At 30.6% G+C, this 12,891-nt stretch carries 8 protein-coding genes; all 8 read left to right on the forward strand.

The genetic code is table 11. The features are described from left to right. The first annotated feature begins 324 nt into the window (after nucleotides 1–324). The 8 genes from CLAVI_RS02655 to dnaA all read left to right on the forward strand — a co-directional run bounded on the left by CLAVI_RS02655 (nucleotide 325) and on the right by dnaA (nucleotide 12,888). The gene (locus tag CLAVI_RS02655; protein WP_194844050.1) at nucleotides 325–768 is read left to right on the forward strand and encodes a hypothetical protein; all 444 of its coding nucleotides are present in this window, start codon (nucleotides 325–327) and stop codon (nucleotides 766–768) included. A 215-nt stretch (nucleotides 769–983) separates the two neighbouring features. Next, nucleotides 984–3,134, forward strand: coding sequence for a hypothetical protein (locus CLAVI_RS02660; RefSeq protein WP_194844051.1), 2,151 nt, complete (start codon nucleotides 984–986; stop codon nucleotides 3,132–3,134). A gap of 115 nt (nucleotides 3,135–3,249) precedes the next feature. Continuing rightward, on the forward strand, nucleotides 3,250–5,970 hold the full coding sequence (locus CLAVI_RS02665) for a hypothetical protein (protein WP_194844052.1): 2,721 nt from the start codon (nucleotides 3,250–3,252) through the stop codon (nucleotides 5,968–5,970). 166 nt (nucleotides 5,971–6,136) lie between these two features. Next, nucleotides 6,137–6,694: a hypothetical protein gene (locus tag CLAVI_RS02670; RefSeq protein ID WP_194844053.1), complete on the forward strand. Its 558-nt coding sequence runs from the start codon at nucleotides 6,137–6,139 to the stop codon at nucleotides 6,692–6,694. Nucleotides 6,695–6,939: 245 nt separating this feature from the next. After that, on the forward strand, nucleotides 6,940–10,119 hold the full coding sequence (locus tag CLAVI_RS02675; protein WP_194844054.1) for an OTU domain-containing protein: 3,180 nt from the start codon (nucleotides 6,940–6,942) through the stop codon (nucleotides 10,117–10,119). Between the two features lie 221 nt (nucleotides 10,120–10,340). Continuing rightward, complete coding sequence (locus CLAVI_RS02680; RefSeq protein ID WP_194844055.1) at nucleotides 10,341–10,898, forward strand: DUF5399 family protein; 558 nt, start codon at nucleotides 10,341–10,343, stop codon at nucleotides 10,896–10,898. Next, a complete protein-coding gene (locus CLAVI_RS02685; protein ID WP_194844056.1) occupies nucleotides 10,895–11,329 on the forward strand; it encodes a CDC27 family protein in 435 nt (144 codons plus the stop codon). The genes CLAVI_RS02680 and CLAVI_RS02685 overlap by 4 nt, the downstream gene beginning before the upstream one ends. 212 nt (nucleotides 11,330–11,541) lie before the next feature. Then, complete coding sequence (gene dnaA / locus CLAVI_RS02690; RefSeq protein WP_194844146.1) at nucleotides 11,542–12,888, forward strand: chromosomal replication initiator protein DnaA; 1,347 nt, start codon at nucleotides 11,542–11,544, stop codon at nucleotides 12,886–12,888. Nucleotides 12,889–12,891 lie beyond the last annotated feature (3 nt).

Here is a 12,891-nt window from a genome sequence, read left to right on the forward strand (position 1 = left end):
TTTACATATTATTTTTTGATTTTTAAGAAAAGCTGATTAATTAACTGTTGCTTATCACATCCATAAACTCTTTCTTTATTAAGCAAATTTTATGTAGAAGATCAAAAAAAATGCATGATTCATCTGACATTATTATATTTTTTCTCTAAAAGCTTTTCCCCATATACACTAAAGATCTCTTTTATTAAATACAGATAATATTTGCTTTAGGAGAGTCCTTACTCAACTATCGAAAGATGAATCTTATTTAAAAAAAAATATCTTTCAGATTAATTTATGATCCTTAACTAAATATATTTTTATACCTATGTACTTTTTGACCTTATGCCTATCAATCCTATTCTCTACCCGTCTACTTGCTCTTTAGGACTATTTCATCCATTAAAATCTTGTAAAAATGATTCTAAAACTGTTGAATTGCTGGTTCGCATCAGCATCATAGCTTTTCATATATTAACTTTAGGCATTCCCTTAATCTTTCAGTATATTTTTAAACATTGCCAAAGCTTAAGCATTAATATCTCTAAAACTATACAAAAACCTGATTTCCCTCATTCTATACCACATTCACAAGCTCCAGAACCATTAACTCAATTAATAATTCAAAAAAAACATAATTCTACAATATGGCCTTTTATAGCTTCTTTTGCCACCCAAAAAAATAGCTTCCAATTTGCAAACCAAATTGATCGCAAGCAAAATATTTTTTTATCATTATCTTATTATGCTTTAAAAACTTTTCCTGAATTATTAAAAAAACATCAGTAAATGAAAATGCTTTTCAAGAAAAACAAATTTATTATTCCCAATCTCATACAGTACAAGTTCAAATTGATTTATTAGATGAAAATTTTCTTATCTGCCATTATCCAAAAGACAGCCAAAGCATCTTTCCTGCTTTTATTTTTTCTTGGTTATCATTTATTTCTAAACAAGCAAGATTAGGCAAAACAGCATCATTAACACATATTAAAGAAACTTTTTTGAATGCTACAGAATTTCTTAACACTTGTGAAGAAGCTCATCAACTACATCCTCTAGTCAGTTATCTTCTTTCACAAGCTATGGAATACCCTACAGAAGAAACCATTATCTATGAAATGATCCATCATGATCAACACATGAAAATCTTCATAAGATATTTAAAATTATTTTCAACCTTTAAATATATAATATTCTTAAAAAATAAAAATATTAAAAATGAATTATTAACATATGATCATCTATTTTTAAGTACTCTATGGTCTAAATTAATAGAAAAAGCTGAAACTCGCTTTGCTTTTATATCATATTTTACATCTCAAAATGTTTCTGAAGATAATGATACCTTTATCGATAAGAGAGCATTCATCTTATCTATATTTAAAATCCCTAACGCCTTACCCTTGTTGCCTAAAGTTTTTCCTTTTCTAAAAGATTTAATCGAAAAAACTGATCGCATTATTGATTCTAATATCTCTTTTCTAGGTAAATCCATAGATATGCGTTTAAGAAAAAATCATGCTTGTTTCAACCTTTACAACAAATTTCAGAGCGCATTTAATCGTAATGATTTTTCTCCTGGTGTATTGTATTGCTTTTTAAAACAATTTAGTTCTTTAATCTTTTCTGAAACAGATTACAAAACTTCGAAAGATTTTGTAATAGCGTATGAAAAAGCTTTTTTAATTCCATCCATACATAAATTTACAGCAGATCCTTCATCCTTAATACTTGATAAACCTGGCGAATTAGCTAAGTTAAAATTTACCCAAAATAAAATAATATTACTGAAAAATCTTTATTCAGATATGTTTCAAAATCCTGAATTATATAGCCAATCACATCCTGTATTCAGTACATTTTTCTGCTCTTATATCTCAGCATTAGATGCTACTCTTGAAACAGTATTTTCTTATAAAGCTATTCCTGAATATATTTATCAAAGACATCTTTTAATCCATGAAAGCATTACCCCTCTTTATTTAGAGATAATGGAAACTAAAGACTTTAGGGTTTTTTCTTCTCTTTCAATTATCAAAAACCTTAGCATCCCTTTTCAACTATTTATCTATCTATCTCATCGACCTCATTTAACAGAAAATATCCCTGCATTAAAAAATTGGTATAAAAATAGTTCAAAACTTTATAAAACAGCTTCTCTAAATAGTAAATACTTTGACAACCTTTCTGCACCTATAATTACATCCTTACTTACAACTTTAAACCAACTTATTCTCTTTGATAAAGATCAAATAAATCTTGCTAAAAATAGCTCTTCTACAAGTTTTCAGGGCTCTATACTTTTTCAAACATTAGTAATGTCCCTTGAATCAACATGCATTCAAAAATCTACAGAAAGCTTTTTTATAAACAAACAAGATGAATTTAATCGCTTAGTACAATTAACACCTTTAGATCATATCACATGTAAAAATGCTTTCAATTATTTAAATGAAAATACCAGTATATTAATTGCTTTTAATAATTTTAAAAACTCTTATTCAAGTAAACTACAAATATATCTTAAAAATGATAGTATTTCAAAATCCTTTATTGATGAAAATCAACAACTATTCCTTTTTCTACAATCTTTTCCAGAACTTATTGAAGAAGCTTTGTCATACCTTGATGATCCTTTAACCTTGTTTTTAAGCCAATATCAAACCCTTTACCAAAATACTCTTCAAAAACTTTCTTGGAGCAAGGAAGAAAACGATATGTTAATCATTGCCATGGAACATTTTAATAAAAAAAATTCATTACTATTTTCTCATTTACTTAGCATCCCATCCATGCATGAAGCGTTTAATAATTTGTGTTTAAGTGATCCTTTACTCACTCCACATATATACACCGCTATTCAAGAAGCTTTATTAGAAGACAACCATCACAATAACATTATTCATTTACGCACATTATCCTCTTATCTTAGCCCTGTTTCTCTTTGTATTGGCGCATGGGATGATGATATTGCTATAGATGATGAATTTTTTCAGATTATAACTTCTAATCATGGCTTTATTACTCCAAATTATTCTATAGAAAGAATATTAAGTGAAGGAATTCCATCTATCCTAACTGCTAATAATCATTACTTCTCTTTAATTCCTAATTTTCAAAAATTAAATAATGAAGACCTTCCTAATGATTAGAAATGGCTTTAATTTTCAATCTGTATAAGAAATTTTTATATTTTAAAAATTTCTTATACTGTATCGTTTCTCAGACATTACTCAGCTGGTCAAATTTTAATTAAAAATCATTTCTATGTCTCTATGCTCTTCAACCTATAGTTATCCTTGCTCTTCAGTATTTCATTCCTTACTGAACACTACCATTGACGCTAACATCCTAAGAATCATTAAGACCATTGGTACGATAGTATTTCATATCCTAACCTTGGGCATTCCTTTATTCATACACTATATATTCAGACATCACCTATGTGGATATTTTTTTACAAATGATAATTTTGGAGCTCCCTACTCTCGTTTTATCAATAAAACCCGTCCTAATTCTGTTCAAGAAATTGAATTATTTTATTGTAAAGAAGATGAAGAAATAGAAGAGGATCTTCTACTAGGAGACCAAATTTTTAATTTTTCCAATTATGCTAATAAAGAATTAGCTGGGTTTATGCATAAAGCTTCTAAGCATGAAAAAGCATGTAGAATTAGAACTCAAATCTCTCGACTTGATAAAGAATTTTTACTTTACCATCCTTTGCAAGATAATTTAAGTGTATTTCCTGCCCTTGTTACTTCTTGGCTCATTTCTATTTTTCAACGATCCATAATTGGTCAACCTGATATATTTTCAGATATATCTCAATTAATTTTACATCAAGAAGAATTCATAATTTCAAGCTCAGAAGCTGCTCAGCTTAGTTACTTATCTGCTACTTATATTTCTGACCTTAGAAAAATGCCAAGCGCAGATTTCATCATTAGAGATATAGCACCAGATTCACTAAAAATGTCTGTATTAATAAAATATTTAACTCTTTTCTCTCTCTTTAATTATCAGAAAATATTTGCATCTAACCCTGTATTACCTAAAGAATTAACAAATGATAACAATTTTATGGGTCAACTCTGGTCAATTTTGCTAGAAACACCTAGCGTTTGCAATGCACTCAAAAATCATTTTCACATGAAAAAAACAGTAAAAGAAACCAACCCTCATATTAACATCGAACAATTACTCTTATCCATCATAAAAGAACCTATTGGCTGGACATTAGATTCTACAACATTTCCTTTTCTAACAGACTTGACGCAAAAAGCAGATTTATTAACCCATGAAGTTATTTTTTCCTTGTTTAATGAAGCACATGAACGACTTCAATCTCATCCTTGCATAAGCTCTTTTTATCAAAAATTTATGAAAAAGCATGCTCCTACTCCTGGATTAACTTTTTGTTTTTTAAAACTTGTTTTACCCATCTCTGCTGGAAAAAATTATGACTCATACAACAAGTTTCTAACGACATATCAATATCAATGTATGATCCCTGCTATCCAGAGCATCGCAGCATCATCCTCTCCTCTTCTATGCTCACCTGCAACCCCTCTTTCTTCAATAAAAGATTCTATAGAAAAAGCCATGATATTAAAGGGTATTTACCAAAGCATGGAAAAATCTTATCCATTCTATAGAAACCATCACCCTCTTTTTCATAAGTTTTTTATTGCTCATAGTAAACATATAGAACTAAGCATTGAAGCATCTAACAGCGATGGCTTTTTAGACCCTCTTGCATATGATTTTTACCATCTTCGCAATACTCAGGGCATTTATACGAAATACATGCAAATAATTGAACGGAGTGATTTTAAGGAATTTACATCTCAAGCTATCCCTAGTGAACTTTCCACAGAACAAGCTTTACATATGTACTTAAATTATCATCCTCATGTTTTAGAAAAATCTCCTTTAATGACATCCTGGCATCAAAATGCTACGCAATTACACAAATTTGCAGGCTATCGTGCTACTGATTTTTTGAAATTAGAAGACCCTAATATTATCAACTTGCTTAAAGAACTAAATTTTATTAAGCCATTTTCAAAAAAAATACTTCATAATGCTTCTTCATCTAGCTCTATCTCTCAACAAGGTAATTTGATATTAAAAGCTTTAACCATTAATCTTGATGCTACTTTTCAAAATCCTTGCATGAAAAATTTCTTTCTCCAAAAACAACAACCCCTAAGCATAGCCTTAAAGGTCTCCTCATCTCTTAACACATCCTACACAACAGCTTTATCATTTCTTCACTCCAACCCTGCTTTAGAAAACGCTTTTCATGATTTTCAAACTTCTTTTTTTAGTAGTCATCAAAAATATATAATGCATAATCATCAAATATCTTCTCTTATTGATACGCCTCAGATTTTATCTCTTTTCTTAACTACTGAATCAAAAAATCTTCTTGAAGCCTACAAAGACCCTCATCATCCATTAATTATGTTTAATCAAAGCTTTAATAAGATATCTGACCAAGTTCTTCACATGCTGACCTGGAGTCATGAAGAACATGAAAATTTAATCCTTTTAATGAATAACTTTAATAATCAACACGCTGCTCTTTACTCTAATTTATTAAAAATACCTTCTGTTCAGCTAAAATTTCATGAATTTTTACAAGAACATCCTCAATTCACATCCCTAATCAATAACATTACTAAAAAAATTCTCTTTTCTTCTTCTCATAAAAATAATCCGATTTACCTAAAGCTTTTAGATCCCATTATCCCTTCTATCTCTCTTTGTTCTAGCTTCTGGGATAATAATGATCCATGTGAAAGATATTCATTATCTTATGATAACACATGCTCCCCTGAAGGATTTTTACAAAATGGTTTTGCTCATCCTGACCCTTCTCATGGTTCTATACATTTACTTACAGCCAATAACCAGTACTTAAGCCTTATTCCAAAAAATTCCATTTTAAAAATGGGGAACAATAATAAAGAAACATATTAAAACCTTTGCTAGTGATGAGTATTTATTTTGATCTTGCTACCTTTAATGTATTGTTATGCATAAGACTCATGCACTCAACTGCTAATTTTCCATTTTCTTTCAAATATATTTCTTCATGCATTTTTATTAATGCAAAAAACCCTTGGTTCTCCTTAGTATATCTCTTATGTCTACTGCTCCTATTTCTACATCGCAATGTTCTTCATTGTTTCACCCCAGCTGGAATAATGAGACTGCATCTACTGTAAAGCGTATGTCACATATTTTTTATTTTCTTGTCTTTCATATATTAACATTTGGAATACCTCTACTTTTTCATTACATCTTTAGACATATTCTTTGTTGCAATATGATCCCTCGTAAGCTAGCTATAATGATTCAATCTTCGCAAAAAAAGCACAGTAATCAAAATAATCCTTTGGCTGTACAATCATCCTTTGATAGTAAAAATTCATCCATAAACTCGCCTGCTACATCCTCTTTAAGCCACAATCCTTTTTTTCCTAGCCCAAAAACTGCAAGAAATTTTAGATTTTTTACTTCTCCTTCAGATGAAGCTAAAGTATTGGACCCTCTTCAAGAAAATTCTGTTAAATTGCCTGTATGCTATATTTCTTCTTCCTCTATTAGCTCTTCTTCTTATTCTCTAAATTCCATGCCTAGATCTCAATCTGTCATAAATAAACATTTTCCCCCTACTCCTCCTCATTCATTCCGCGATTGAAATAATAAGCGGCTTTTAAAAAAATTCTATCTACCTTAAACCTTATACTCTTATCTTTTGCTTACTAAAAAAAAAATGCTATTTTCTTTTCTCTATTCTTATGACAGTTCATAATCTTTAATATTAAAACCCTTAACTAAAGAATTTTCCTCTTTATTTTAAATTTTTTTATAAAAATAGCATTTTGCAATTACTGTATATTGCTAGTAATTAACACTTAAGATAAAAAAATTATTATCGATGTTATGTCTTTTACTTCTTTACCATCCAATGCAAAAAGATTAAGCGCTGTGTTTGATGATCATAGATCATCATGCCCTCAACTATTTCATACCATATGGAATACAAAGCTTAATTCTAAAATAAAGCACATGCTTTACGCAATTGGAACAATTGTTTTTCATACCTTAACCATAGGCATACCTCTCTTTATCCATCATTTGCTAAAGCACAACTTATGTCATGGAATTGGCTACCTTCCACATAGCGATGGTGCACAAAAAAAAATTAATAATTTTCCTGTTAAAATTCTAGAAGCTCAACGTTTGTTAAACCATAACAAACAAATTAGAAAAAAGGTTCATCGAACAAACTCTACACAACTTCCTTTTTCTACTTTTACTGGAAATCACAAAAAGATAAGACCGCCCCATTTACCCTTTTTTCCTTCTTCTTTTGCCTATAACCCTTACTGCATAAGTCCTCAAACATTACCATTCTTAAAAAAATTAAAAATCACGCCTATAAACTCATATGTAGCAACACTAACTGCTAGTGTTCATACATCTTTAGCTAAAAAATCTAAAATTTTAACTCCTGAATGGTTGTATAAAAGCCTTGAAAGCTTAAAAAAACAACAAAAAATGTTTTCTCACAACTGCTTTCAAAAAGAAATTTTAAATATGTCAGATGTATTTCAAGCTGGTAAAGCCCCTGTGAATGCCTACCAAATGCTTGAAAAGCTACAACCTGGAATTTCTTCTTACAAATATGTAAATAAGAATTTTTCAGGTTCTTATCCTTATTCCATTAAAATATATGCTAATCAAGAATGCCCTGTTTTAATGACTCCTATTCATGCTGACCAAGACATGGATAATTCCCAATCTATAAGAGCTTTAGCTACACAAAAACAAATTGCTTTATTAGATAAAAATTTTTTAGTGTGCCAAGTACAAGGTGATGGCATGTGTTTCTTTAGAGCATTTATTATATCTTGGTTAATATCTCTTTCTCAAAAAGTTTCTATAGGTAATTCTCAAGCTTTTATAGATGCTGCGCAATTTATCCTTTCTCAAAAAGATTTTATCGCGTCCAGCACGCAAGCAGCAGCATTAAGCACTACCGCTTCATCCATTGTCTTACAAGCAGGAAAAATTGAAAATCCTACAGCAATTATGGAAAAAATTGTTTTAGAAAAAAAATATATGATGCCCTTAATTCATTATTTTCGATCATTGTCTACTTTTCTTCACATGCACAACCTAGAACCAGATGCGTTAATTGCCACCTTACTCGCTGCTGATAATGATTTTATAGATCAAATATGGATCAAATTACAAATAAACCCCATCACTGCCCCCTTATTAATAGAGACTTTTAATCTCTGTTATACTGAAGAAAAACCTTGTTTATTTAGCATGAAGGAATTTATTGAAGCAGCATTTAATCATCCCGCAGGCTGGTCATTAACTCCAATACTATGTCATTTTCTTCCCTACATCTTAGAAAAAGCAAATTGTTACTTAGATGCAAAGATTACTGCGACTTTCGCAAAATTAGAAAAAATCATTAAACAAAATAAGTATCTTAAACATGCTTACAAAGAATTTTGCTCTTCTTTTAATGGGTATCTTCTCCCATCCCCTGGTATTCTTTTTTGTTTTTTAAAACATTACTTAGCTGTAATGCCATCAGAACATGCAACAATTTGTTCTAATTTTTTATTAAATTATGAAAATAATTGCATTAAACCAATAATTAAAGCCTTGAAAAACAGCAGCTTAATAAGTATCTATCCACCAGAAAAAAATATTCCCTTCTTACAACCTGCTTTAGAAAAAGTTATAATTTTAAAATCAATTTACGATGATATCAAAAAACATTTAAATTTTTATGATCAATTTAAATTAATTATAAAAGATTTTTTTGTTGATCATTCTAATTATTTAGAAACAGAAATTTCTGCTGCTTATACTAAAGGCCTTATTTCGCTTGAAGATTACCATCTATATAAACAACTCAATAGACATTCTCCTTTATACAAAGCTGTTGCAGCTAACTTTAAGCAATTTTATATTCAAGCCAAAAATATCACCCATAATATTTCATTCCCCTTAAAATTTCTTATATATCTTCAGCAAAATCAATCGATTATGACAAATGAACCCTCACTTCAAACTTGGTTTAACACAGCTCAACGACTTCATCAATTTGCAGAACATAATACCTCTGACTTTATAGCTCCTCCAAAAATCTCGATACAATATTTCTTAAGTGTAATTAACCAATTAGCCCCTTTCTCAAAAGAAAGAATACAAAAAATAAAAACAACTTCTTCTCTTAAAGAAAAAAATCTTTTGATATTCATGACTCTAGGACTACAAATTGAAGCTACATTTTCTTCTTTGCACCTTCGCCATCACTATATTAAATTTCAAAACATCTTTAACCAAAACATTATCAAACATTGGCCTCAAGATCCTTTTCATTATTCTCTTTACCTATCTGCATTAGAAGCCCTCGCAGATAATGATCATTATCAAATTCAGTGGGAGGATTTTTGTAACAACCATTCTGAAGCTGTCTCACAATCTATATATGAAATGAGCCCCAACTCAGGCAATTCAACAAAAATTGAATATTATCAATTACTTTTTTCATTTCTAACAATAAACTCAGCAATTACAGAATCTCATCTTTCTGAAGATCACCCTTTCCATGCTTTCATGATTCCTTACACAAAAGCGTATACCCTTACTGCTCAAAATATTTCATGGGAACTATCCAGCAAAGATATGTTGATGTTAATGGATGAATGTAATGAAAAAAACTCATTGTTGCTTTCTCATTTGTTACACCTTAATCCTGTGAGAAAAAAATTAAATACCTTTTTTAAGGATGATCCTATTCTTATACCTCTATTTCGCCAAATACAAACAGATGCTCTTAATGAAAAAAAAGGCCAAGCAGAAGCAGACCATGTTCAAATCATGACATCTAAATTTACACCTTTTTCTCTTTGTCAAGGTGTTTGGGATCCAAGTAATCAAGTAAATGGTAAAACCCTTGATCAAATAAATCTAAATCTTGGTTTCATTGGAGGTGGATTTGTGCCTCCTAACCTAACAGATGGAGGCGTCCATATTCTTCGATCTAACAACCACTATTCCAGTCTCATTCCAAAGCCAAAAACGATATCTTAAGAGCTCTAGCTAAAAAATAAGAATAAACCTTAGGAAATTCATATCATCAAAAAAAAATTTAAGGATCAGCTTTCTATGCGCTTCTAATAGATCTTAAATTTTATAAATTCTCTGACACATATTTTTTTTCTTCTTCCAAAGATATTAAAAAATAAAAATACCACAGCAAAGATCCTTTTCAATAGTTGAAAACAAAATCCTATTCTTCTTAATATGTGATCATGGTAGAAATTTTCAATTACAGTTCTTCTGTACAAGAACGCTTTGTCCAAGAGCAAAAAGCTCTTCAAGGATTTCAGCAAAAGCTGAGCGTTCAGCCTCACACATTTAGGCAAATGGCATTACATGCTAGTGTCTTAGATGTTACACCTAGATCGTCTGCTCTTTCCTCTTTAATGGGAACTGATCAAAAGATTTCTTGGGCTCATTTTTCTCCACCTACGAATTTTCGTTCTCAACGAGTTCGATCTCCTTATCTTGTTCCATCATTAGGATCTAGTGAAAAACAAGATCAAGATATGGAAAAAATTTGCTCATTTTTACATACAATGACAGGTGGTCAGTTCTTTTATTCCAGTAAAGTTAGCCTTATTGGAAAACAAAAATCTTTTGACGAAGAATCTCAAGAAGAATCAGAAAATCATGATGAAGATGAGGATCAAGACCCAATGATATCTCAAGGAAAAAAAATACTTAAAGTATTAGATCTTGGAATAAAATCAAGCAATGTGATGATTGATTATATCATTTCTCGTATGTTTCAATTTGTGCAAGGATGAGTAGTTTTTCTTCTTTAACAAAACATAATTGGAAAGCCATCTTAGGATGGAGTGAAGAACATTTAGAAGATCTTCGCTTTGCTGGGTTTTCTTTTTTAAGACAAGGACAATATAACAAAGCTATTTTATTTTTTGAAGCTTTAATCATTTTAAATCCCACTGGTGTTTATGATTTACAAACCCTTGGAGCTTTATATTTAGAACGGGGTGAAAATCAAAAAGCTATTGATTTCCTGAATAAAGCTCTTCGCCTTGAAGAAGGCCATGAACCATCCCTTTTAAACCAAGTAAAAGCTTTATTTAGCCTTGGAAAAAAACAAAAAGCATCTGCCATTGCCTTTAATTTACTTCAATCAGCTGATCCTTATATTAAACATAATGCTGAAGCCTTACTCATGGCTTATGGTTTTTCTATTGCTTCCTCTTCTTAATTTTTTTCTTCAATTTTTTTTAATTTTTACTCTCTTTGATAGAGAAAAAATTAAAAAAAATAAAACATCTTCTCTCCATAAAGAATCTATTTTACTGAAAAAATGTTGCCTCCTTATGATTCGTAGTGCTACATTCACCTTTCTTATGATAACAAAACTCTAGCTTGCCTTAGCCCATGGATCAACATACCAGCACCCTACATGACTGCCCTATGTTGACTTGTGATGAGCCCAACACATGGTCCCAGTTTATTGATTACATCAAAACCCGATGTTCTCAAACAGCCTTTGAAAATTGGCTTGCTCCTATTAAAGTTTTAGAAATTTCTTCTGAAAAAGTTTTTTTAGAAATTCCAAATATTTTTGTTAAAACATACTTACTTGATAACTACAAGGAAGAACTGTGTTCATTCCTTCCAGTCAATAATCAAGGCGAGCCTGCTATTGATTTCATTGTTAATGAACTGAAGCCCTTGCCAATTATTACCACTGAAGTTATTGCTCCTAACACACCATCATTCAAAGAAGCAGAATTAGAATATGAGCTAAAATTAAATAATTCTTATCGTTTTGAAACATTTATTGAAGGACCTTCTAATCAATTTGTTAAATCTGCTGCTGTAGGCATTGGAAACAAACCTGGCCGTTCTTACAATCCTCTTTTTATTCATGGTGGTGTGGGTCTTGGTAAAACTCATCTACTTCATGCCATTGGTCATTATGTAAAAGAAAATCACAAGCGTCTTCGCATTCATTGCATTACTACAGAAGGTTTCATCAATGATTTAGTGGAAAGTTTAAGAAGTAAATCTGTAGATAAAATGAAACGATTTTATCGCTCATTAGATCTTTTACTTGTTGATGATATTCAATTTTTACAAAATCGCCTTAACTTTGAAGAAGAATTTTGTAATACTTTTGAAACACTCATCAATCAAAATAAACAAATTGTTATCACTAGCGATAAACCTCCTGGACAACTTAAGCTTTCAGAAAGAATTGTTGCTCGCATGGAATGGGGTTTAGTCGCTCATGTTGGAATCCCTGATCTTGAAACACGTGTAGCAATCCTACAGCATAAAGCTGAACAAAAAGGCCTTGTAATTCCTAGCTCTGTAGCTTTTTTTATTGCTGAGCATATTTATGGAAATGTCAGACAATTAGAAGGAGCTATCAATCGATTAACTGCTCACTGCCGGCTATTTGGAAAAGAAGTAACAGAAGAAATTGTTGAACAAACTCTCAGAGAATTATTTCAAATACCAGCTAAACAAAAAGTCTCTGTTGATAATATTCTTAAAAGTGTTTCTACAATTTTTCAAGTTAAAGTTAGCGATTTAAAAGGCACCTCAAGAACAAAAGAAGTTGCTTTAGCTAGACAAGTAGCTATGTATTTAGCTAAAGAGATGATGAATGACTCTTTAATGAACATTGGCACTTCATTTGGAAAAACTCATTCTACAATTCTTTATGCATGCAAAACCATTGAATACAGAATTAATACAGATGAATTTTTAAGACGTCAAATAATGCTGTGTCAGCGTAACATCGAATCTTAATAG

This window comes from Candidatus Clavichlamydia salmonicola (genome assembly GCF_015356765.1).
GTDB lineage: Bacteria > Chlamydiota > Chlamydiia > Chlamydiales > Chlamydiaceae > Clavichlamydia > Clavichlamydia salmonicola.